Annotated in this window: 22 protein-coding genes; 15 read left to right on the forward strand and 7 right to left on the reverse strand. The window is 40.9% G+C overall.

Annotation, left to right across the window (positions count from 1 at the left end):
• Window positions 1–270: 270 nt before the first annotated feature.
• Both pyrE and rph read right to left on the reverse strand, forming a co-directional pair.
• A complete protein-coding gene (gene pyrE, locus PHAL_RS0115780) occupies window positions 271–915 on the reverse strand; it encodes an orotate phosphoribosyltransferase (protein WP_016709392.1) in 645 nt (214 codons plus the stop codon).
• A 23-nt stretch (window positions 916–938) separates the two neighbouring features.
• Window positions 939–1,652, reverse strand: coding sequence for a ribonuclease PH (gene rph / locus PHAL_RS0115785; RefSeq protein ID WP_016709393.1), 714 nt, complete (start codon window positions 1,650–1,652; stop codon window positions 939–941).
• Window positions 1,653–1,830: 178 nt separating this feature from the next.
• Between rph and PHAL_RS0115790 the strand changes: the two genes are divergently transcribed.
• The 6 genes from PHAL_RS0115790 to PHAL_RS0115815 all read left to right on the forward strand — a co-directional run bounded on the left by PHAL_RS0115790 (window position 1,831) and on the right by PHAL_RS0115815 (window position 8,220).
• Window positions 1,831–2,691, forward strand: a complete 861-nt coding sequence (locus tag PHAL_RS0115790; protein WP_016709394.1) for a YicC/YloC family endoribonuclease — start codon at window positions 1,831–1,833, stop codon at window positions 2,689–2,691.
• 113 nt (window positions 2,692–2,804) lie between these two features.
• A complete protein-coding gene (gene gmk / locus PHAL_RS0115795; protein WP_016709395.1) occupies window positions 2,805–3,425 on the forward strand; it encodes a guanylate kinase in 621 nt (206 codons plus the stop codon).
• Between the two features lie 117 nt (window positions 3,426–3,542).
• On the forward strand, window positions 3,543–3,818 hold the full coding sequence (gene rpoZ, locus PHAL_RS0115800; RefSeq protein ID WP_016709396.1) for a DNA-directed RNA polymerase subunit omega: 276 nt from the start codon (window positions 3,543–3,545) through the stop codon (window positions 3,816–3,818).
• 128 nt (window positions 3,819–3,946) lie between these two features.
• Complete coding sequence (gene spoT / locus PHAL_RS0115805) at window positions 3,947–6,052, forward strand: bifunctional GTP diphosphokinase/guanosine-3',5'-bis pyrophosphate 3'-pyrophosphohydrolase (RefSeq protein ID WP_016709397.1); 2,106 nt, start codon at window positions 3,947–3,949, stop codon at window positions 6,050–6,052.
• A gap of 12 nt (window positions 6,053–6,064) precedes the next feature.
• A complete protein-coding gene (locus PHAL_RS0115810; protein WP_016709398.1) occupies window positions 6,065–6,457 on the forward strand; it encodes a RidA family protein in 393 nt (130 codons plus the stop codon).
• 158 nt (window positions 6,458–6,615) lie between these two features.
• A complete protein-coding gene (locus tag PHAL_RS0115815; protein WP_016709399.1) occupies window positions 6,616–8,220 on the forward strand; it encodes a DUF342 domain-containing protein in 1,605 nt (534 codons plus the stop codon).
• 52 nt (window positions 8,221–8,272) lie between these two features.
• Here PHAL_RS0115815 and asnA read toward each other — a convergent pair whose 3' ends face one another.
• On the reverse strand, window positions 8,273–9,268 hold the full coding sequence (asnA, locus tag PHAL_RS0115820; protein WP_016709400.1) for an aspartate--ammonia ligase: 996 nt from the start codon (window positions 9,266–9,268) through the stop codon (window positions 8,273–8,275).
• A gap of 198 nt (window positions 9,269–9,466) precedes the next feature.
• Between asnA and asnC the strand changes: the two genes are divergently transcribed.
• From asnC to recG, 3 genes are read left to right on the forward strand one after another with little or no spacing between them, the layout of a single operon-like run.
• Entirely contained in the window at window positions 9,467–9,925 is a 459-nt protein-coding gene (asnC, locus tag PHAL_RS0115825; RefSeq protein WP_016709401.1) for a transcriptional regulator AsnC, read from the forward strand.
• Between the two features lie 54 nt (window positions 9,926–9,979).
• Window positions 9,980–10,666, forward strand: a complete 687-nt coding sequence (gene trmH / locus PHAL_RS0115830) for a tRNA (guanosine(18)-2'-O)-methyltransferase TrmH (protein WP_016709402.1) — start codon at window positions 9,980–9,982, stop codon at window positions 10,664–10,666.
• Window positions 10,667–10,726: 60 nt separating this feature from the next.
• The gene (gene recG / locus PHAL_RS0115835; protein WP_029216197.1) at window positions 10,727–12,808 is read left to right on the forward strand and encodes an ATP-dependent DNA helicase RecG; all 2,082 of its coding nucleotides are present in this window, start codon (window positions 10,727–10,729) and stop codon (window positions 12,806–12,808) included.
• Window positions 12,809–12,858: 50 nt separating this feature from the next.
• Here the strand turns inward: recG and PHAL_RS0115840 are convergent, their stop codons facing one another.
• A complete protein-coding gene (locus PHAL_RS0115840) occupies window positions 12,859–13,788 on the reverse strand; it encodes a porin (protein WP_016709404.1) in 930 nt (309 codons plus the stop codon).
• Window positions 13,789–13,981: 193 nt separating this feature from the next.
• Window positions 13,982–14,857: a LysR family transcriptional regulator gene (locus tag PHAL_RS0115845; protein WP_016709405.1), complete on the reverse strand. Its 876-nt coding sequence runs from the start codon at window positions 14,855–14,857 to the stop codon at window positions 13,982–13,984.
• A gap of 91 nt (window positions 14,858–14,948) precedes the next feature.
• On the opposite strand from PHAL_RS0115845, the gene PHAL_RS0115855 reads away from it, so the two are divergent.
• On the forward strand, window positions 14,949–15,323 hold the full coding sequence (locus PHAL_RS0115855; protein ID WP_016709407.1) for a DUF413 domain-containing protein: 375 nt from the start codon (window positions 14,949–14,951) through the stop codon (window positions 15,321–15,323).
• A 90-nt stretch (window positions 15,324–15,413) separates the two neighbouring features.
• Window positions 15,414–16,649, forward strand: a complete 1,236-nt coding sequence (locus tag PHAL_RS0115860; protein ID WP_016709408.1) for a response regulator — start codon at window positions 15,414–15,416, stop codon at window positions 16,647–16,649.
• Window positions 16,650–16,665: 16 nt separating this feature from the next.
• On the opposite strand, the gene rarD is transcribed toward PHAL_RS0115860, so the two are convergent.
• Both rarD and PHAL_RS0115870 read right to left on the reverse strand, forming a co-directional pair.
• Window positions 16,666–17,589 (reverse strand): EamA family transporter RarD, encoded by a 924-nt coding sequence (gene rarD, locus PHAL_RS0115865; RefSeq protein WP_016709409.1) that lies wholly within the window; start codon window positions 17,587–17,589, stop codon window positions 16,666–16,668.
• Window positions 17,590–17,641: 52 nt separating this feature from the next.
• A complete protein-coding gene (locus PHAL_RS0115870; protein ID WP_016709410.1) occupies window positions 17,642–18,097 on the reverse strand; it encodes a thioesterase family protein in 456 nt (151 codons plus the stop codon).
• A 108-nt stretch (window positions 18,098–18,205) separates the two neighbouring features.
• On the opposite strand from PHAL_RS0115870, the gene recQ reads away from it, so the two are divergent.
• The 4 genes from recQ to PHAL_RS0115890 all read left to right on the forward strand — a co-directional run bounded on the left by recQ (window position 18,206) and on the right by PHAL_RS0115890 (window position 22,742).
• On the forward strand, window positions 18,206–20,029 hold the full coding sequence (gene recQ, locus PHAL_RS0115875) for a DNA helicase RecQ (protein WP_029216198.1): 1,824 nt from the start codon (window positions 18,206–18,208) through the stop codon (window positions 20,027–20,029).
• A 15-nt stretch (window positions 20,030–20,044) separates the two neighbouring features.
• Entirely contained in the window at window positions 20,045–20,344 is a 300-nt protein-coding gene (locus PHAL_RS0115880) for a DUF3630 family protein (protein ID WP_016709412.1), read from the forward strand.
• Window positions 20,345–20,409: 65 nt separating this feature from the next.
• Window positions 20,410–22,119: a BamA/TamA family outer membrane protein gene (locus tag PHAL_RS0115885; protein ID WP_016709413.1), complete on the forward strand. Its 1,710-nt coding sequence runs from the start codon at window positions 20,410–20,412 to the stop codon at window positions 22,117–22,119.
• Between the two features lie 77 nt (window positions 22,120–22,196).
• Window positions 22,197–22,742, forward strand: a complete 546-nt coding sequence (locus PHAL_RS0115890; protein WP_036981231.1) for a mechanosensitive ion channel domain-containing protein — start codon at window positions 22,197–22,199, stop codon at window positions 22,740–22,742.
• The last annotated feature ends 26 nt before the right edge of the window (window positions 22,743–22,768 follow it).

The raw sequence follows: 22,768 nt of genomic DNA on the forward strand, positions 1-22,768 counted from the left end.
TTACTGATTAGCTGCTGCCTCGCTAAGCGTTGCCTGCTCTGCCGTCTCAGTGGGGTCGCATTATAGGGAGATCCAAAAACAGATCAACCCTTTATTGAAGAAAACTTAAAATAAAACTCTGTTCGTTCAAAAATCAAACCAAACTCTACAAAAGTGATACTTTTTTTACTTCACCTTAACCTGCGGGAGTTATAAAACGTAAAAAGCCCAGTGATGATCACTGGGCTTTTTGTTAGATAATTTGTTAGATAACAATTTATCAAAGCTTAATTAAGCAATACCGTATTGCTCTCGGTAGGCTTTTACAGATGCTAAGTGCTCATTCATAGTACCTTTGCTTTCAAGGTAACTAATAAGATCGGCCAGTTTTACTATCGAAATAACTTTAGTACCAAAGTCACGCTCTACTTCTTGAATAGCTGATAACTCTGCTTTACCTTTTTCTTGACGATCAAGCGCGATTAACACCCCACTTAAGTCAGCACCGTTTTGTGCAATGATTTCCATTGATTCACGAATAGCTGTGCCTGCGGTGATCACGTCATCAACTAACATGATTTTACCTTTAAGCTCAGAGCCAACTAATGTGCCCCCTTCACCGTGTGCTTTCTTCTCTTTACGGTTAAAGCAATAAGGCACATCTTTATCGTGATGATCAGCAAGTGCAACTGCAGTAGTTGTTGCAATCGGAATACCTTTATAAGCTGGGCCAAATAATACATCATAGTCAATCGCAGCATCTTCAAGGGCTGCGGCATAAAAACGACCAAGACGTGCAAGGTCACGTCCTGTATTAAATAAACCAGCATTAAAGAAATAAGGGCTAGTACGGCCAGATTTTAAGGTAAACTCACCAAACTTTAGCACCTGCTTTTCAAGTGCAAATTCAATAAACTCGATTTGATAATCTTTCATTACTATATAAACCTATTTCTTTATTAAGCTAATGCTTGTTTTTGGACGTCAATAATTTCGCGAATCGAATGCTTAGCAAGAGTTAGTAACTCATCTAGTTCATCAAACGAGAATGGTTCACCTTCTGCGGTACCTTGTACTTCGATAATTTTACCGGTTTCAGTAAGAATGACATTCATATCGGTTTCAGCATCAGAATCTTCTAAATATTCTAAATCAGTAATTGCTTGGCCTTTATAAATACCAACCGAGATTGCTGCTATCATAAATTTAAGTGGGTTTGAATTGATCGTACCTTTACTACGCATATGTGTAAGTGCATCGACTAACGCTACACACGCACCACTAATTGACGCGGTACGCGTACCGCCATCAGCTTGAATAACATCGCAATCGATAGTGATGGTATTTTCACCTAACGCTTTTAAGTCAACTGCGGCACGCAGAGCACGCGCAATTAAACGTTGAATTTCCATGGTACGACCGCCTTGCTTTCCACGCGCCGCTTCACGACCATTTCGAGTATGGGTTGAGCGCGGCAACATACCGTACTCAGCTGTGATCCATCCTTTACCTTGGCCTTTCATAAAACGCGGTACACCTGATTCAACAGTTGCTGTACAAAGTACTTTAGTGTTACCAAACTCAACCAGCACAGATCCTTCAGCATGTAATGTATAATTACGGGTAAATGTAACCGGTCTAATTTGGTTAGGTGTTCTTTCGCTTGGACGCATTAACGATCCCCTTAATTCATAATTTTACGTATTATAAGTCGATGTGTACTCAGATGCCATGCTGATTTGTACAAAAGCCGATTGTAAAATTCTCATCAACAAAAATTTCCGCTAGAGCTTATGCAGTGTTACGGTATAATCAAATTAATATTGAATAAATAAAACTAGGAAATCATCCATGATCCACAGTATGACTGCTTACGCGCGTCGCGAAATTAAAGGCGATTGGGGCACTGGCACGTGGGAAGTTCGTTCAGTCAACCAACGTTACCTTGAAACTTTTATTCGCGCCCCTGAGCAATTTCGTGGCATGGAGCCTGTTATTCGCGAGCGCTTACGTAAACATTTACAACGCGGTAAAGTCGAAGTCTTTTTAAAGTTTGTCGCAAATCCAGCCCACGTTGGTGAGCTATCTATTAATGAAGCACTGGCCGCGCAGCTAATTAATAGTGCTAAGTGGGTTCAACAGCAAAGTAATGGCGATATTAACCCTGTTGATATCCTGCGCTGGCCTGGCGTTATGGAAGCTGAAGAGCTTGACATGGACAGCGTAAACACCGCACTTATTGCAGGTTTTGATCAAGTAATCGAAGACTTCAAGTTAGCAAGAGCTTCCGAAGGTGCTAACCTTGAAGAAATGATTGCAACGCGTCTTGATGGTATTTTAGAACAAGTTGCTGTTGTAGAAACCCATATGCCAGAGATTGCCAAATGGCAACGTGAAAAACTCAACCAAAAGTTGGAAGATTTAAAAACCGATATCGATGAGTCTCGTCTTGAACAGGAACTTATTTATCTTGCACAAAAACAAGACGTAGCCGAAGAACTTGATCGTTTAAAGTCTCACGTTAAGGAAACAAAAAAAATCCTTAAAAAGGGTGGCGCATGTGGTCGTCGTTTAGATTTCATGATGCAAGAGTTTAACCGCGAAGCTAACACCCTCGCCTCTAAATCAATCAACAGCGACATCACTAATGCCGCAGTAGAACTTAAAGTATTGATTGAGCAAATGCGCGAGCAGATCCAAAATATTGAATAATCAATAACTCGCTCAACTTGAGCAAAATTACTCAAATAAAGTACAATACAACTATTAAAGGCTTGAGTTACTCGTAACTCAAGCCTATTTATTTTTAGTAAGAGAACAAATTCATGACGCAAACTCGCGGAAACTTATTTATTTTATCGGCCCCTTCTGGTGCGGGTAAATCGAGCTTAATCAATGCATTGTTAGCAAAACATAGTGATATGAAAGTATCGGTATCACATACGACTCGCTCGCCTCGTCCAGGGGAAGAAAACGGTGTGCATTACCACTTTGTTACTGTTGAAGAATTTAAAGCGCTGATAGAGAAAAATGATTTTTTTGAGTGGGCGCAAGTTTTTGATAACTACTACGGTACATCTAAACAGGCTATTGAGCAGCAATTGACTGCTGGCATTGATGTATTTTTAGATATTGATTGGCAAGGCGCCCGCCAAGTTCGCGAGCTAGTTGCTGATGTTGAAACTATTTTTATTCTACCACCATCGAAAGCCGAGCTTGAATCACGCTTAAATAATCGTGGCCAAGACTCTCAACAAGTAATTGCTGGCAGAATGGCAAAAGCACAGTCAGAAACATCTCATTTTGACGAATACGATTATGTTGTCGTTAATGATGATTTTGCTACTGCACTCAACGAAATTGAAACAATCGTATTAGCAAAGCGCTTATCACTTCAAAGCCAAGCTATACGTCATCAAAAATTGCTCACTGATTTGCTTAAATAATCGTTATTTTTATTAAGCCCGTATTTTATTTGTTTAAATTAACCACAAGCTATTGGCGAATCTGACTACGTGCAGTAAACTACGTCTTTGCTTAAAAATTTATTTGGAGTGCTGAAGATGGCTCGCGTAACTGTTGAAGATGCAGTAGATGCAATTGGTAATCGTTTTGACTTAATTTTAGTTGCGGCTCGTCGTGCCCGCCAAATCGCAGTGGGTGGTAAAAAACCATTTGTTGACCCTGAAAACGATAAACCAACAGTTGTTGCTTTACGTGAAATTGAACTTGGTTTAGTAGATAGTTCATCAATGGATCTTATCGATCGTGAAGAGCAACAACACCAAGAAGCAGCTGAAATGGCTGCTGTAGCAGCAATTGTAGGCGGCAACCAATAATCTGACTTACTAGTCTGATTTAGCCAACGGCGTAGTATTTCTACGCTAGCCGTTGGCAATCCCTTCTTTTCATCGTATATTCTTAACATACCGTTACCTAATTGCTTCACGAGAACATTGGAGTGTGAATGTATCTTTTTGAAGGTCTAAAAAAGAAAATATCTGAATACTTACCTGCAGCCGATGTAGAGTTAGTACAAAAAGCTTACGTGGTAGCCCGAGAGGCCCATGAAGGTCAAACTCGCTCAAGCGGCGAGCCTTACATTACTCACCCTGTTGAAGTAAGCCAAATTTTAGCTGGCATGCACTTAGATCATGAAACATTAATGGCCGCATTAATGCATGATGTGATTGAAGACACCGACTTTAGCCAACAAGATTTAGCAGAAATATTTGGCGATACTGTTGCCGAGTTGGTTGAAGGCGTTAGCAAACTAGATAAGCTCAGCTTTAAAGATAAAAAAGAGTTCCAAGCTGAGAATTATCGAAAAATGATTATGGCAATGACCCAAGACATTCGGGTTATTTTGATTAAGCTTGCCGATCGCACCCACAATATGCGTACTCTCGGTGCTCTACGTCCGGATAAGCGCCGCCGCATAGCACGTGAAACACTAGAAATTTATGCGCCAATTGCTAACCGTCTAGGTATTCACGATATAAAAAATGAGCTTGAGGATTTAGGCTTTCAAGCACTCTACCCTATGCGTCATCGCGCTTTAAAATCAGAAGTTGCTAAAGCCCGAGGTAATCGTAAAGAAGTCATTTCAAATATTCAAACAGAGATCACTGCTCGACTTGAGGAAGCAGGTATCAAAGCTACCGTTTCAGGTCGTGAGAAGCATTTATATAGTATCTACAAAAAAATGTTGAATAAAGAGTTGCTATTTAATGAAGTGATGGACATTTACGCCTTTAGAATTGCAGTTGAATCAATGGACACCTGTTATCGCGTATTAGGGGTTGCACATAATTTATATAAACCGATTGAAACGCGCTTTAAAGACTATATTGCGGTACCAAAGACTAATGGCTATCAATCACTACATACTTCATTAGTAGGCCCACATGGTATCCCTGTTGAGATCCAAATTCGTACTCACGATATGGATCATATGGCAGATAAAGGCGTTGCTGCACATTGGATGTATAAAAAGGCCGGTGATAGCGCAGGCCACACGGCACAGCAACGTGCGCGTCAATGGATGCAAAGCTTACTAGAGTTACAACAAAGTGCCGGCTCGTCATTTGAATTTGTTGAAAACGTTAAAACAGAGCTATTCCCTGAAGAAATTTATGTATTTACTCCCGATGGTCGCATAGTTGAATTACCCATGGGCGCAACAGCTGTTGATTTTGCCTATGCGGTACATACTGATGTTGGCAATACTTGTGTCGGTGCTCGTGTAAATCGTAAGCCTCATCCACTTAGTAAGGCACTTGATACGGGTCAAACTGTTGAGGTTATAACAAGTTCAGGTGCCCATCCTAATGCAACTTGGCTCAACTTTATTGTCACTGGCAAAGCCCGTTTGGGTATTCGAAACTACCTGAAGAGCCAACATCATGAAGAAGCTCTACTCCTTGGCCGTCGTTTATTGGATTCAGCCTTAGGTGAAACTAAATTTGATGACTTACCTGCAGAAAATATCAACCGTGTTTTAGCAGAGCATGAACTTAATACAGTGTTAGAGCTATTAGTTGAAATTGGCTGCGGTAATTTAATGAGTATGTTGATCGCGCGTCGCCTGTTACAAAACGATAATGATGACTTAAGCGATCTAACTAAAAATGCCAAAGCGACCATTATTGGTACTGAGGGCATGTTAGTTAACTATTCTAAATGTTGTAGACCAGTGCCTGGAGATGCAATTACGGCACACATTAGCCAAGGTAAAGGCATTACAGTTCATCGCCAGGAATGTAAAAATATTCGTGGTTGGGAAACTGAACGCTCTAAATATTTAGTCGTAAAATGGGATGATAACCCTGAGAAAGAGTATATTGCAGCACTGCGAGTAGAGATTATTAATCACCAAGGTGCATTAGCAAAATTAACCAATGTGATTGCGACAACCCAAGCAAACATAGTGGAAATTGCCACTGATGAAAAAGAAAGTAATTTGTACGTGATAGATTTAGGGATCACTGTTAAAAACCGTGTCCATGTTGCTAATATCATGCGCCGCATTCGCGTTATGCCTGATGTTCAAAAAGTCTATCGTAAAAAATAACATAGGAAAATCATGAATAAAGCATTTATCTCTACCGAACAAGCACCTGCTGCAATCGGTACATACAGCCAAGCTGTTAAGGTTGGCACGGCCGTTTACTTATCTGGTCAAATCCCTTTAGTGCCAGCTACGATGGAAGTGATCTCTGAAGATTTTGCAGAGCAGACACATCAAGTATTTAAAAATATCAGCGCGGTATGTAAAGAAGCCGGTGGTAGCATTCAAGATTTAGTAAAAGTGAACATCTATTTAACTGACTTATCTAATTTTGCTACTGTAAACGAAGTAATGAGCCAATATTTCAAAGCACCTTACCCTGCACGCGCAGCAATCGGTGTACGTGCACTACCAAAAAACGTGCAAGTTGAAATTGATGGAATTATGGAATTACCGTCTACAAACTAACCAAGACTAAAGGGGTAATAAACCTAAGAATAAATACTTAGGTTTATTGCCCTTATCTAATCTCACCTTCGATTTTCTTGACTCTACCCCAAATCTCTAGCACTCTATCATTATAAATAATAAAAACCTTTAACTTAATTGTTGTAAAAGGATAATCCGTGTTTAAGCTTGCTCATAACGGTAATGTATTACTTGATGTTATAGAACATTCACCACCCAGTGCCGCCTTCATTATTGAAGCACTCGAAAAATCGACATTCTGTGAATGCCGAATAGATCACGATGCCATAAACGCTTATTTTAAAGAACCCAATAGTGAACGCAGTTTAGTTGTCGCTAGTAAGCATGATGCCAGCCTAGTCGTGACTATCAGCGATGATAAAATGTTAGCCACCGGTGAACTTACAATTGCGCAAGGTGGTAAAGTGCTAGGTTTAGATTTAGCGAAGCAGCAATTAATTAAAGCGGGAGTTGCGAGAGGCTACAAACAAGTTTTTTTAGAACAGCTTTTACAGAAACAGTTTGAATTACCCGCAGGTACCACAGTTAAAGGCATACTCGCAAAAGGTCGCTTGCCTGAAGACGGAAAATCATCCAAACTTTTCCCTCAAGTACAAACACTAAAAGAACGATTAAAAACACCGAAGTTACGTGAAGATGGCACTGTAGATATGCGCGACTTTGGCAAGTTGGCCAGTGTTGAACCGGGAACATTATTAGTTAAACAGCAACCTGCAACTCCAGGTAAAGAAGGCTTTACCGTTAAAGGTGATATTTTACCCGCGAAACCGGGGGAAAGTAGCCCTTTGGTTGCCGGAGAAGGCAGCGAAATATCTAAAACCAATCCGCTAGAGCTAATATCAACCATTGCAGGCGTACCAGTCGAAATTCAAAATGGTATGCGCGTTGATGATATTTTTACTATTTCCGATGTAACCGTGAAAAGTGGTCATGTTAATTTTGATGGCAGTGTTATCGTCACTCACAACATTGAGCCGGGCATGAAAGTGACTGCCAAAGGCGATATTACCGTTATGGGCACGGTTGAATCCGGTGAGTTAACTGCTCAAGGCGATATTACTATTAAACAAGGTGTTATTGGCCACCAGCTAGAAGATAAAACCCTCTCGTGTAAAATTATTTGTGAAGGTAATATTCATCTATCGCACGCCCAATATAGTTACCTTGCTGGTAATAATATTTTTATTGAACGCCAAGCGAGCCACTGCGCAATGAAAGCGACGCAGTTACTACAAATTGGCCAAGCTGATAATCCTCAAGGTAAACTATTTGGCGGTGAAATTCTTGATGCTGGGATGATCACAGCCGGTGAGATTGGCAATGAGTCTGGTGCCAAAATGCTCATTAATATGGCTGCATCAGGGCGAGCTATTACTGCAGAAACAGATGAGTGCCTAAAAGAGCTAGCTAAAACAGATGAGCAACTTGATACGTTGCAAGCGACTATTGAAAAAGCTGATTTACTTAAAGACGCGGAAAAGAAAAAACTCCTGCTAGCCAAAATAGGCGCTACTCAAACTCATTATTGCCAACAAGCTGAACAACTCGAAAAGCGCTTATCGAATTTAGAACATCACTTATATGGGCTACTCAATAATGCCAATCTAGCAGTTAATAAGAAATTACACTCGGGTGTTGAAATCCATATTTTTGATAAGGTATTGAAAACTAACCGTAGCTACCCTCCGTGCAATGTAAAATTGCAAGAAGGGAAGATAGAAATTGAATTTAAAACCAGTTGATCACAAACAGATAGAGACTAGCCTTAGTTAGTCTCTTATTGCTTAATACTACTTACAAAATACCCGCAATATTTTGTTTTAAATCTGCAGGCCACACACCTACTTGTACTTGACCAATGTGCGACTTTTGCAATAACAACATAGCCAAACGTGATTGACCAATACCACCACCGATAGTTTGTGGCAGCTCTTTAGCGAGCAATTGCTTATGCCAATCAAACTCTAATCGTCCTTCGTCACCAGTGATCGCTAGTTGAGCAACTAACGCCTCTGGTGATACACGGATCCCCATTGAAGAAATTTCAAAAGCATCTTCAAGCACTGGGTTCCATAGTAAAATATCACCATTTAAACCACTATACTGCTCACAGGTTTGGGTTGACCAATCGTCATAATCAGGCGCACGTACATCATGAATTTTGCCATCAGCCAATACTCCACCAATACCTATTAAAAACACCGCGCCATACTCCTGAGTAATGGCTTTTTCACGCTGCTTAGCGGTAAAATCAGGATACATTTGACGTAATTGCTCACTATGCACAAAGGTAATTTCAGCTGGTAAAAAAGGGCTGATAGCAAATTCATCCGCAACAAATTGCTCAGTTGCTTTTAACCCTTTATACAATGCACGCACTGTTTCTTTTAATTTATCTAAAGAGCGCTCAGTGCTAGCACAAATGACTTTTTCCCAATCCCATTGGTCAACATACACTGAGTGGATCGGGCTTAGTGACTCTTCATCCGGGCGCAATGCTTTCATATGTGTATATAAGCCTTCACCAATAGCAAAACCATGATCCGCTAATGTTTTACGCTTCCACTTTGCTAAAGAGTGAACCACTTCAAATTGGCTCTGTGGAATGGTTTTAACATTTACCGCAACCGCATTTTCAGTGCCACTAAGGTTATCTTGAATACCGTCGCCTACTTTAGCCAAAATAGGGGCTTGTACTTCAATTAAGCCTAATTGTTGCTCTAATTGCTGTGAAAAATAGTGTTTCACTTTGCTAATTTGCAGCTGTTGCTGCATAAATTGTGAACGCATAATAATTGGCCTCATTCCCAGTTATTGTTACTTGCTAAAAGTGCATAGTTGCGCTGCAGCAACCATGTCGTTAAAGCAATCCTCAACTATTTAGCATTTTAATTCAATAACCAATAACAAAAAGAGCTTTAATATATAATTTCAATTAATTTGATGGTATAAAAAATAGAGATTCAATAATTATAGCGACTTATTTACATGGAAAATTATCAAATCGATAATCTCGATAAACAGATCCTTCACGCCTTAATGGATAATGCCCGTACTGCCTATGCAGAATTAGCTAAACGATTTGCAGTCAGTGCCGGGACTATTCATGTTCGTGTTGAAAAAATGAAACATGCAGGGATCATCACCGGCACTCAAGTCAGCATTAATGCCAAACAACTTGGCTATGACGTCTGCTGTTTTATAGGTATAAACCTTAATAATGCTCGAGACTACCCGCAAACTTTACTGCATTTAAAAGAACTTGAAGAAGTGGTTGAGGCTTATTACACAACCGGTAACTACAGTATTTTTATTAAGGTAATGACGCGTTCAATTGATCATTTACAAGATGTACTGATCAATAAAATTCAAGCTATCGAAGCCATACAGTCAACCGAAACGCTCATTTCGCTACAAAATCCAATAAGCCGCTCAGTAATGCCTTAAGGCACTAATTCCCGTATAATTGCGGCAATTTTATGAGTTCAGACAAGGCTAAAAATGGAAAATACTCGCTACCATCGTATAAAACACGTACTTGATCGCCGTCAAACTGATTTAACCGTGTGCTTAGAAGATGTGCATAAACACCATAACTTGTCTGCGATTGTTCGCAGTGCGGATGCGGTAGGCTGCCATCATGTACATGCTGTGTGGCCACAAAACCAAAAATGGCTAACTAATAACACCTCTGGTGGCAGTAAAAATTGGATCGCAACGCACCTGCATAAGGATATTGATAATGCAGTGGCAATGATGCGTCAGCACAATCCGAAAGTCCAAGTTCTTGCTACTAATCTTAGCCCTGATGCCGTTGATTATCGCGATATAGACTACACACTTCCTACAGCAATTATTGTCGGCCAAGAAAAAACTGGCATATCGCCACAAGCACTGGCTCACGCTGATAAAAATATCATTATCCCAATGCAGGGAATGGCGCAGTCACTCAATGTATCAGTAGCAGCTGCTTTGATTTTATTTGAAGCACAAGACCAGCGCCTAAAAGCAGGTTTATATGAACGTACTATGCTTGATGAAACTGTAAAACATGCAATGCTATTTGAAGGCTGCCATCCAATCATTGCGCAAAAATGCAGAGAAAAGTCACTCCCCTACCCAGCACTTGATGATAATGGCGAGATCATGGCTGATGATGCCTTTTGGCAACGGCTAAAACATGCTTGATGACTAAAGCTTTCGCACGTAAACTAAAAACCATCTAAAAATGAATGATTTGAGCCTATTTTGTCAAAACCAGCTTTAAGTCGCTATCCAATTACTGATCTCAAAGGTGTTGGCCCGAAGATGGCTGAGCGCCTTAAAAAGCTGGGGATCAGCACAGTACAAGATATGCTCTTCCACTTACCACTGCGTTATGAAGACCGTACCCGTGTTTACAATATCTGTGATTTAGCTGTTCATAGCCATGTAACAATTGAAGCAACCATAGAAACCAGCCAAATCACGTTTGGTAAGCGACGTATGCTGGTGTGCCAAGTAAATGATGGTACCGGACGATTAACATTACGCTTTTTTAACTTTACGGCAGCACAAAAAAATAACTTAAGTAGTGGAAAAGTGATCCGCTGTTTTGGTGAAATACGCCGTGGCAGAGTGGGCTATGAAATGACCCACCCTGAATACAGCCTCAGCGATACACCGAGCGAACAGCCTACAGCGACCACGCTAACCCCCGTTTATCCAACAACTGAGGGCTTAAAACAACTATCGATTCGCTCTTTAAGCGATCAAGCAATTGACTTGCTCAATAAGTATCACGTTGAAGAGCTATTACCCAAGCAATTTCAGCATGGCAATATTAACTTAACTGACGCACTATTATTACTGCATCGCCCAGCAAATAATGTTGACTTAACAGCCCTTGAGCAAGGCTTGCACCCAGCGCAGCAGCGGTTGGTATTTGAAGAGTTGCTAGCACAAAACCTAAGTTTATTGAAATTGCGCCAACAAGGTCAACAGCAGCAAGCCGTGCCACTGTCGCCAATAAATCAATTAGAGAAAGAGTTTTTAGCGCTACTGCCTTTTGCCCCAACCAATGCACAAAGTAAAGTGGTGGCAGAAATAAAAAGTGATTTACAGCACCCCTACCCAATGATGCGCTTAGTTCAAGGTGATGTTGGCTCAGGAAAAACACTCGTTGCCGCCTTAAGCGCCTTAACAGCAATCGCACAAGGCTATCAGGTCGCATTAATGGCACCTACTGAGATTTTATCTGAGCAACATGGCATAACCTTCGAAAACTGGTTTCAAGCGCTAGGTATCACTACAGCTTGGCTAGGTGGCAAAACCAAAGGCAAAGAGCGCAGTGCTACTTTAGAGAAAATAGCCTCTGGCGAAGCGCAAATGATTGTCGGCACCCACGCGTTATTTCAAGAGCAAGTAGTGTTTAATAACTTGGTATTGATCATTATCGATGAGCAACACCGATTTGGTGTCCACCAGCGCTTATCACTGCGAGAAAAAGGTCGCTTTAATAACTGTTACCCACATCAATTAGTGATGACGGCCACACCAATACCACGCACCTTGGCAATGACCGCCTATGCAGACTTAGAAACATCGATTATCGACGAGTTACCGCCGGGTCGAACCCCCATTACCACCGTTGCACTGCCTGACATTCGCCGTGATGAAATTATAGCTCGGGTAAGAACAGCTTGTACTGAACAAGGTCGTCAAGTTTATTGGGTATGCACATTAATTGATGAATCAGAAGCACTGCAATGCCAAGCAGCTGAAGACAGTGCTCAGCAATTAACCCAAGCCTTACCACAATTGAAGGTTGGTTTGGTGCACGGGCGCATGAAAGCCGCTGAAAAACAAGCAATTATGAGCGAGTTCAAAGCGGGTAATATTCATGTATTAGTCGCAACCACGGTTATTGAAGTCGGGGTTGATGTGCCAAATGCTAGTTTAATTATTATTGAGAATCCTGAGCGCTTAGGTCTTGCCCAGTTACATCAGTTACGCGGCCGCGTAGGTCGAGGAGCCACGGCGTCGCATTGCGTATTACTGTATCACGCACCACTTTCATACACTGCACAAAAACGCCTAGCAGTACTCAGAGATAGTAATGATGGATTTGTTATCGCAGAGCGCGATTTAGAAATTCGTGGTCCTGGTGAGGTACTCGGTACCAAGCAAACGGGTTTAGCTGAATTTAAAATCGCTGATTTAACCCGAGATAAGCACACCTTGAACCAAGTCCGGCCGATTGCCTTGCAAATGTTAAAGCATCACCCACAACAGGTTGATATGTTAATCAGCCGCTGGCTTGCTGGTAAAGCTGACTATGCGCAGGCATAAAAAAGCCCCGCTAAATTGCAGGGCCTAGTTGATTACCGTAATTCGATAAACTAAAACTTATATTCAAGACCTAATGCTAAGTAGCTAGCATCATCTTTTAATGCGTAATCATAGTCGGTATAAAATGTGAATAAACGGGTATTCTTATTCAAGTTATAATCAGCACCAATACTATACCCCGATTTATCTAAGCCATCATCACTATCAAGGGTTTGATACTGTGCTTTTAGTGTAAATTGACTAATATCGTAGGCAGCTGACACCAAAAAACCATCCGAGTCTACTTTATCTATTAAACGCTCTTGGCTTTGATACATTGCACCTAGCTTTATCCCTGCAACTTTAGTTGCAACAGTTGCACGAATAATATCGTGACCTTCCATTTCGTAATCACCGGCAATGGCAGCATAAAACTTAGTTTCTTTTAATCTGCTATCGCCGTAAGTAACAGCAGCTGAATAAGAGTTATCGCCTTGCGCATTATCTTCCACTACATATGTTGCGTAAGCGCTAAAACCATTCATTGAGTTTGAAGTATAATGTAATGCATTACCGGTACGTACTTCACCTTTAAATACATTCTTTAAGTCACCTTCAAGGTCATTGAATTGGTCAATTTTACCTTGTGACTTACGCAAAGCCGAGTAATCACGACCTGCTGTCAACATTCCATAGCTACCTTTAAGACCGACAAATTGATTGCGTGCAGTTATATTGTCTTCATCGCCTTTGGAATCCGCATCCGATACATCAACTTTAAACTCAAATTGATAAATAACTTCTAATCCATCATTTATTTTTTCGCCGCCTTTAATACCGAAGCGTGACTCATTACTTTTTAGCTCAGTAAACGAGCCATCGCCTTCATCTGAAGACTGTGCTGTGATATTTGCTTTACCATATACTTCAACATCAGCTAATGCCGAGAAAGACACACCACTAATAGCCGCTAGTAACAGGCTCGATTTTGCAAATTTCATATTCTTTCCTCAATAAACGCAACAGACTAGTTTTGATACGGCTGCATTTTGCCATCGATAAATGACAGAAATATTACAGCAGACACATTTTCGACTTAAATATTTCATTAAAAATCATTCAAAATGAAATCAAATCAACATGAAATTGTCACAAACATTTATTGCACTGTGGCATGATAAAGTACCAGTAAAGCTATTTTACGCCAAACTCACTACTCATATTTGGCGTTAACTCAACCAACAGATTAACTAACGTTTCAAGTAACGGCTTTTGTTCGTTGTCTCTATGATACGCCACAAAAATATCGCGAGAAGTATGCTCGACATCTGGTACTCGATATAACTCACCTTTGTCTAAGTGAGGTTTCGCTAATACTTCTGGAATAAATGCACTCCCCCCGCATTGCAGTATTAAGTCTAGTGCAATACGTCCAGTACTGGTACGAAAATAAGGTGGAGTATGACCAGTAAACTGTCGCGCATGCCAAAGAGAAAACGTGGTTCCCCAATCTACGTATACATATTGATTATCAAAAAAGTTTTCATTGCCAACTCCTTCAAAGGCACTAATAGGAATAATAGGCAACGTGCAAATACGTTCAACAACCAACTCATCGACTTTAGGCGGATCAAATAAAATAGCGAGATCTAAAGTACGCTCTAATAATAACCGCGTGCTTTCTTGTTGCGCTTTCACTTCTGCAACCAGTGATACACCAGGCATAGCTGAAACGATATTTGTAATACCAAACTGCAAAAAAGCATCCCAAATATTTGGGGTACCTGCTAAACTCACTTGCTTATGCATATTGTCCGCAAGTGCAACGTCTAATTTAGCTCGTTGCATACCTGTTATAATCATTTGTGCATGGGGCAGCAAACGCTCTCCAGGAGCGGTCAATTGGATATTATTGCGTTGGCGGATAAATAAGTTAACCCCTAACCCTTGCTCTAATTGACGAATACGAAAACTCACTGCAGACTGTGTGATATAAAGGTTTTCAGCTGCTTTACCAAAGTGGCGAGTACGCACCACTTCAACAAAAGTTTTTAATAAATCTATATCCAATTATTTATCCTCACGATAAAAATTTTTTGTTTAATAAATTGCGCAACTTGATCCATACTCCAGCCAGTAAATAGGGCATGAGGAAACAGCCATGAGCAATGATATTTCATTACTTCGCCAAGCATTTGTAAGCCAACGTCAGTTTTATGATGACCAGAATTTTCCACGCGGATTCGGCCGCAGCGGTAACTTCACTTTATTAGAAGCTAGCATACTCGAGCAGCACGGCGTTGTTCTCAAAGGGTTATACAACAAAACCCTTGAACCACAAAACGAAATTCAAGCACAATTTCTTGCTGTTGTTTCAGGTAGTCAAGAGCCAACCAACGCAATTGAACGTGCGTGGATTAAATACCTCAAGCTGACAACCTGTAAAGCCAAGTTTCATACGCTATTTGGCCGCTCTAGGATCTCAAGTCCAACACCGCAGAGCCAAGACTACTATTCGGAGTCAGATAGTCTATAAAAATAATGATGTCATTTGCTTTTTCGTGTTTTAACAGTTACAACTTGTATAAGCAATTATATTTGGCTCAGCCAAAAAACAAGGTGTTACGTGACACGGAAAATACTCATCATTGAAGATACGCCAACTATAGCGCGAGTGCAAAAACACATTGCAATTAAAGTTGGCTATGACGCTGATATAGCCGAATCCCTAGCGCAAGCAAAAGAGTTGATCAGTAAAAATAACTATTTTTGTGCTGTTGTGGATTTTATTCTACCAGATGCCCCGCAAGGGGAAGCCGTTCCCTGCACTATTGAAGCAGAAATCCCCACTATTGTAATGACTGGTAACATCGATTTAAAAACCCGTGATACCGTTGAAAAATATCCCATTATTGATTACATCACCAAAGAAAATAAACAAGCTTACCAATATTTAGAGAAACAATTACAACGCCTTCCCCGTAATGAAAACGTTAAAGTATTAGTGGCCGATGATTCTCTTTCAACCCGCCGTCATATTTGTAGTTTATTAAAGCGTCATAAATACCAGGTTTTAGAAGCCAATGATGGTGTGGAGGCACTTGCTATACTTGCACACACTCCCGACATTGCCGTGATTATTACCGATAACGAAATGCCGAATATGAATGGCGATGAGTTATGCAGTGAGATCCGTCGCCTATACAGTAATGATGAAAAAGCCATCATTGGAATTTCTGGCTCTGATTCTTCTCATCTATCAGCACGCTTTTTAAAAAATGGCGCTAACGACTATCTACGAAAACCCTTTAACAGTGAGGAGTTTTACTGTCGATTAAGCCAAAACGTTGATATGCTTGAGCAAATTGCCACGATTCGCTTACAAGCCAATACTGATTATTTAACTAAGCTTCCTAATCGTCGTTATTTCTTTGAAGAAACAGCAAAGTCATTAAAGCAAATGCATAAAGCAAAATTAACACCTTCGTTAGCCATGTTTGATATTGACCACTTTAAATCAATTAACGATACCTACGGCCATGATGCCGGTGATGAAGTACTTAAAGGACTTGCGAGATGCTTTGCCAAATACTTTAAAAAGTATTTGGCAGCTCGTTTGGGTGGTGAAGAATTTGCGGTCTATTTTAGTGATACCAACAGCAATGATGTGTTAAAGCATCTAGAAGGCTTTCGCCATTTCATTGAGCTCAACAGCCCAGAATTTAGCCAGCAAAAAATTCAATTTACGCTATCTATCGGTTATGCGCATCAGCCTGTTTATCAAATCGATGAACTGTTGAAACAGGCTGATATTAAGCTTTATGAAGCCAAAGAAACAGGCCGCAATAAAGTCTGTACTTAATTAGTATAAACTCTGGTTAAATAGGCTTAGTGGGTGCTGGGATATTTTCACGCTTGCGCTTTTGTGATTGGCGGTAAGAATCCCAGCTAAAAATAGCAAGGGCGCTCCAAATACATGCAAAAGTCACCACTCTTTCATTGCTAAATACTTCCCCATAAAACATAACTGCCAATATAAACATTAAGCTTGGCCCTATGTATTGAAAAAAGCCTAAGGTCGTATACTGTAAGCGCTTAGCAGCCCCTGTAAAACAAAGTAATGGTAAGGTGGTAACGACACCAGCACTGATCAGTAATGCATTCATATGCCAATCGTTTAAAATCAAATTAGAACTTGCAGTCGGCGCCATTAACCACCAATAAATAAGCGCAACAGGTAATAAAATCACAGCCTCTAATAGTAAACCAGGCAGAGACTCTATCGGCAGTTTTTTACGTAATAACCCATAGATAGCAAAAGATCCTGCTAATGAAAATGCCACAACAGGAAACGAGCCAAAACTGATCAACTGAATCGCAACACCACTTAATGCAAGTGCAACCGCAACGCCTTGCCACTTACGAAGTTTTTCATCTAAAAAGAGCATACCAAGTAATACATTTAAAAGCGGGTTTATGTAATAACCTAAACTTGCATCCAACATATGATCATTGTTTACCGCCCAAATGAACAACCCCCAATTAAAACCTAATAGCGCAGCAGTTAAAGCCAACATCAATAATAATTTAGGCTTCCTTATTACAGCTTGAATTTTATGCCATTGCTGCATAACGGATACAATGACAACAATAAACAAAACAGACCATACAACACGGTGCATTAATATTTCAAATGCTGATATATGTTGTAATAACTTAAAATAGATCGGCGCAAGGCCCCACATAAAAAAGGCCATACACGCTAATATAACGCCTTTACGCTGCTCAAGATTAGTTGGCATAAATTGATTCTAAAAGGGATGAAAGGCGGCTAGTTTACCTGCCTCTTAGGCTTTATCCAACTAAATAAGTCGCGGTACCAAAAGCTATTTGTGTACCAAGTTCATTATGCAGCTCCATCCGACATACGCACACCTTGTTTCCTGAGCGGATCAGCTTTGCGCTGGCGGTAAACTCAAGCCCTTTGCCGGGTCTTAAGTAGTCGGTTCGTAAGTCAATAGTACCTAAGGTTGCCAATTTTTTTTGTAGGCTTGGCAGGTCAAGCTCGGTAAGTTTATCGATCATCGCTGCCGCAGCAAGCATCCCCCCAACATTATCAAGTACTGAGGAGATCACTCCGCCATGAAGGATTTTTTGCGCCGGATTACCAATAAAAACATCCTGCCAAGGAAAACTTATTTGTGCTTGTTCTGCATCCAGTGACTCTACTTTTATTTGTAGAAACTGATTAAACGGCATTTGCTCAACAAACACCTTAGCAACTCGATCAATTAAAATAGCTTTATTCATTATTATTATCCGCTTTTTATGACTGGTAAGATGAGTAAAGCACAACTAAAAAGAAAGTGCGATAAAATCACCTATGCAAGGTCGCCTAAAAGCTCTAAAATGACCGCGATGAATACACCAACCCCCACTCCAAGCACCATTGTGCGCAGTCCCGCCACTATACTCAAACAAGTGTTTGGTTATAGTGAGTTTCGTGATGGCCAAGAAACGGTGATCAATGCAGCCCTCAGTGGCCAAGACACCCTCGTGTTATTACCCACTGGCGGTGGCAAATCAGTATGCTACCAAGTGCCGGCACTGGCCTTGAGTGGCCTTACCGTGGTTATCTCACCATTGATCTCACTCATGCAAGATCAAGTGTCACAACTCCAAGCGCTTGGAGTAAAAGCGGCGTATATTAACAATAGCCTGAACCGCGACGAGCAACAACAAATATACCAACAACTACACAGTGGCTTGATAAAACTACTGTATGTTGCTCCAGAAAAAATTCTACAACACGAATTTAAAGAACGCTTAGGTCACCTTAATATTAGTTTATTTGCGATTGATGAAGCACATTGTGTGTCGCATTGGGGTCATGATTTTCGCCCGCATTATTGTCGCCTAAGCGAGCTTAAGCTGCATTTCCCACACGTGCCTATGATGGCACTAACTGCTACAGCTGACAAAGCAACGCGGTTTGATATTGTGCAACAGTTAGGTTTACAAGCTCCCTATATTCATACTGGCAGTTTTGATAGGCCTAATATTCGTTATACCATAGAAGAAAAGTTCAAGCCGCTCGCACAGCTCTTACGCTATTTAAAAGAACAACAAAATCAAAGTGGCATCATTTATTGCACTAGCCGTAAACGCGTTGATGAAATAGCTGAAAAGATAGCTGACGCAGGAATGAACGCTGCGGCTTACCATGCTGGCATGAGTAACGAGCAACGCCAGTTTGTGCAAACAGGTTTTGCCCGTGATGATATTCAAATCGTGGTTGCCACCGTGGCCTTTGGGATGGGTATTAATAAGCCCAATGTGCGATTTGTACTACATTACGATATTCCAAAAAGTATTGAATCTTACTATCAAGAAACGGGCCGCGCTGGGCGTGATGGCCTTGCGGCTGAAGCAATCATGTACTTTGATCCTGCTGACATTGGTCGAGTAAGACGCTTTTTTGAAGACATTGAAGATGAACAGCGTCGTCGTGTCGAAGAGCAACGATTTAATGCCATGGCCAGCTTTGCAGAAGCACAAACCTGCCGCCGACAAATACTGCTTAACTATTTTAGTGAATACCAACGAGAACCGTGTGGCAACTGTGATATTTGCTTGAATCCACCAAAAAGCTTTGATGGTACTTTAGTTGCCCAGCAAGCACTCTCATGTGTGTACCGTGCCGAGCAGCGTTTTGGTTTAGGTTACATTGTTGAATTATTACGCGGGGCTAATACTAGCCGCATTCGTGATAACAATCACCACCAGCTAAGCACCTACGGTATCGGCAAAGATCACAGTAGTGAATTTTGGCTGAGTATTTTACGCCAACTTATTCACCAAGGATTGCTCAGCCAGGATATCACCCAAGGTTCTGCTCTACGTTTAACTGAAGGTGCTCGTGCGATTTTTAAAGGCGAATACGCACTGCAAATGGCCGAGCCACGCTTGCAGGCTAAGCACGTTTATCAAGATAAACTGGCCCAATTTAATTATGATAAAAAGCTCTTTGCTAAACTACGCGCCCTGCGCAAAGAACTTGCTGATGCTGATGATGTACCACCTTATGTGGTATTTAACGATAAAACTCTTGCAGAAATGGCACAGTTGATGCCAACCAATGACAGTGAATTTCTCAAAGTTTCAGGAGTTGGTTTTACCAAACTTAACAAATACGGCAGCCCATTTTTGCATGCTATTCGCAACTATTTAGCGACTTCCTAAGTACCGAGTAACAACATGACTGAATTTCAATTAGACCCCCGTCATAATGTAATCATTATCAAACCAAGCGAAATGCCCAATGATGATGACTTTGAACTATGGGCACATTTATTTTTGCATGCTCCCGCGCTCAGCATTAGCGAATTTGCCAGTGGTGCCGATCGCCACCAATGTCGCTTTAGCTACGCGCAACAAAACTTTAATTTAAACTTTGAACATTACAGTAATAGTATATGGATTAATGGTGAAGGAGTTGAAGCTGAGCAATTATTAGCTGTACTTGTGCATTATTTTCTTACACAAATGCAGCAATGAGGTGGACTTATACTGCAAGTTAGTGTGTAGTAAGCAAAGACTAAAGTTCATTTTCAAGGATTTAAATGGCCGTAAGCAGATGTTTTAAATTTTTATTTTTGAGCTGTTCTAGCTACCTGCTCTATGCCCCCTATTGCCTTGCACAATCACCTATGCAAAGCGAATCTAGCTGCCAAAAACAACAAACAACAACAGCCACTGAAACAAACCTTCACCGCCAACTTGATGGTGAGGAACTACTGCCTGAAAAAACCCCGGGCGCTAAAATAGCAAAAATCGAACTGAACCAACTTAACGTTTTTAATACTGAACTCGAAGAAGAGAATAACGCATTATTTAGATTTGCTAATCGTGCACATATGACCACCGAGCCTGATGTTATTAAAAGCATTCTGTTATTTATGCCTGAAGATAACTATGAGCCAAAAAAATTAGCCGAATCAGAACGCTTACTACGTCGCCAAGCTTACCTGTACGATGCAAATATAAGTGCACAAACTAATTGTGACGGTAATATTGATGTCACAGTTGAGACCCGCGATTTATGGACATTACTCCCAGAGGTAAGCTTTAGTCGAAGTGGCGGCGAAAATAAATCGAGCATAGGCTTTCGTGAGTCTAACTTATTTGGCTGGGGAAAACGCCTATCACTGTCACGTACAACTGATGCTGAGCGCAATGGTTATTTATTTGTTTATGATGACCCGAACATACTGTCTAGCCGTTACCGTGGCCGCGTCGAGTATTCTGATAACGATGATGGGAAACGCCATTTACTTGAGTTAACTTACCCGTTTTATTCAATTGACACACCTTATAGTTATGGCTTGTTGAGCTACTCAGATCAACGAACTGAATCGCTTTATGAACGCGGCGAAGTGTTCAGCCAATTTTCCCAAAAAACTGAATATAACCGTATTTACTTCGGTCATTCTAAACGCCTAAGTAATAGCTGGACACAGCGACTTACCGTAGGTTATACCCACGAACAACAGAGCTTTGCTAGTACTTTAGAGACCAATACACCACTGGCTGAAGAGCGAGAGCTAAGTTATCCCTATGTAAGCGGTCATTGGTTTGAAGATCACTTTGTAAAAGTTAGAAACTTCGACAGTATTTATCGCACCGAAGACCTTAATTTAGGGTGGAATGTACAAGCTTTACTCGGTTACTCAAGTGAAGAAGTCAGTAATGATGCCAGTCGCGCTGTGTACTCTTTTAATGCCAAAAAAGCGCACTTTAGCGGCAACGATACACTTTGGCGCTTTCATGCCAGTCTCGATGGTTATTGGAACGAGGAGCAAGGCAAAGTAGAGAACCTTTTAGCCAGCAGCCAAGTACAATATTATTTAAATACCAGTTTAGAGCAATCATGGTATGCCAGAATGCGACTTGATTATGCGGGTAATCTCACCCCAGATAAACAATTGAGTTTAGGTGGTGAAAATGGCTTACGTGGCTACCCATTGGACTATCAACAAGGTGATCGCAGCTTTTTGATTAATTTAGAGAAACGTTATTATTGGGAATACGACTTGCTGCAGCTTTTTAAAGTCGGCGGGGCTGCATTTTTTGATATTGGGCGCGCCTGGTTTAACGATAAAAATAACGGCGATAATGGTCAGGTATTAAAAAATATTGGTGTTGGTTTAAGGCTAGCACCGAGTAGAGCCAATGCCGGTACGGTGATTCATTTAGATATTGCCGCTCCCCTAGATAAAGATGATGACGTTGATTCAATCCAATGGCTTGTTACTGTAAAAAATGCCTTTTAATGGTCGCGAAAAACGCTAGAATACGGCTTAAGTAAAGCTGATTGGGACAACCTGTGGAACTACTTGATATTCTTATTATGCAATATAGGTGGGTGGTAACATTAGTTGCCTTGCTGGCATTCCCATTACTATTAAAACTCACTACTAAATTACTCGAAAAAACTATCAAAGGTAAGGTCGATATTCACAGAAAGTACCGTGCCGAACTGTTGCTAAAAATTATTCTCGCATTTGTGATGATCTGTTTAGTGCTGGTTTTTTGGGGCATTGAGCTACGAGGCTTACTGGTGTTAGGGTCTTCCTTGTTTGCTATGTTAGGGGTTGCGCTTTTTGCCGCATGGTCACTTTTAAGCAATCTAACTTCCTTCTTACTGATGTTTATCCAAAATGATTGCCGTGTTGGCTATTGGGTTCGCGTGATTGATGGCGCTAATTTTGTGGAAGGGCGCATTGTCGAAATGGGCCTAATGAATGTGGTACTTGAGCATATCGATGGCCACCGTGTTATTTACCCAAATAACTTGTTTGTTACCCGGCCTGTAATGGTATTAAGCAGTGAACCCAAACCCACTAAAGTAGCTCCAATAAAGCGTATTATCGGCCCTAAAAAGTCACCTCAATAGTCTAACGGGTACAAAAAAGCCGCTGA

Origin of the sequence: Pseudoalteromonas haloplanktis ATCC 14393 (assembly GCF_000238355.1) — a bacterium.
GTDB classification, from domain to species: Bacteria; Pseudomonadota; Gammaproteobacteria; order Enterobacterales; family Alteromonadaceae; genus Pseudoalteromonas; species Pseudoalteromonas haloplanktis.

Bases quoted from the DNA above. Each gene is read 5' to 3' on its own strand.
- pyrE (WP_016709392.1), bottom strand. From the start codon at position 915: ATGAAAGATTATCAAATCGAGTTTATTGAATTTGCACTTGAAAAGCAG.
- rph (WP_016709393.1), bottom strand. From the start codon at position 1,652: ATGCGTCCAAGCGAAAGAACACCTAACCAAATTAGACCGGTTACATTT.
- PHAL_RS0115790 (WP_016709394.1), top strand. From the start codon at position 1,831: ATGATCCACAGTATGACTGCTTACGCGCGTCGCGAAATTAAAGGCGAT.
- gmk (WP_016709395.1), top strand. From the start codon at position 2,805: ATGACGCAAACTCGCGGAAACTTATTTATTTTATCGGCCCCTTCTGGT.
- rpoZ (WP_016709396.1), top strand. From the start codon at position 3,543: ATGGCTCGCGTAACTGTTGAAGATGCAGTAGATGCAATTGGTAATCGT.
- spoT (WP_016709397.1), top strand. From the start codon at position 3,947: ATGTATCTTTTTGAAGGTCTAAAAAAGAAAATATCTGAATACTTACCT.
- PHAL_RS0115810 (WP_016709398.1), top strand. From the start codon at position 6,065: ATGAATAAAGCATTTATCTCTACCGAACAAGCACCTGCTGCAATCGGT.
- asnA (WP_016709400.1), bottom strand. From the start codon at position 9,268: ATGCGTTCACAATTTATGCAGCAACAGCTGCAAATTAGCAAAGTGAAA.
- asnC (WP_016709401.1), top strand. From the start codon at position 9,467: ATGGAAAATTATCAAATCGATAATCTCGATAAACAGATCCTTCACGCC.
- trmH (WP_016709402.1), top strand. From the start codon at position 9,980: ATGGAAAATACTCGCTACCATCGTATAAAACACGTACTTGATCGCCGT.
- PHAL_RS0115840 (WP_016709404.1), bottom strand. From the start codon at position 13,788: ATGAAATTTGCAAAATCGAGCCTGTTACTAGCGGCTATTAGTGGTGTG.
- PHAL_RS0115855 (WP_016709407.1), top strand. From the start codon at position 14,949: ATGAGCAATGATATTTCATTACTTCGCCAAGCATTTGTAAGCCAACGT.
- rarD (WP_016709409.1), bottom strand. From the start codon at position 17,589: ATGCCAACTAATCTTGAGCAGCGTAAAGGCGTTATATTAGCGTGTATG.
- PHAL_RS0115870 (WP_016709410.1), bottom strand. From the start codon at position 18,097: ATGAATAAAGCTATTTTAATTGATCGAGTTGCTAAGGTGTTTGTTGAG.
- recQ (WP_029216198.1), top strand. From the start codon at position 18,206: ATGAATACACCAACCCCCACTCCAAGCACCATTGTGCGCAGTCCCGCC.
- PHAL_RS0115880 (WP_016709412.1), top strand. From the start codon at position 20,045: ATGACTGAATTTCAATTAGACCCCCGTCATAATGTAATCATTATCAAA.
- PHAL_RS0115885 (WP_016709413.1), top strand. From the start codon at position 20,410: ATGGCCGTAAGCAGATGTTTTAAATTTTTATTTTTGAGCTGTTCTAGC.
- PHAL_RS0115890 (WP_036981231.1), top strand. From the start codon at position 22,197: ATGCAATATAGGTGGGTGGTAACATTAGTTGCCTTGCTGGCATTCCCA.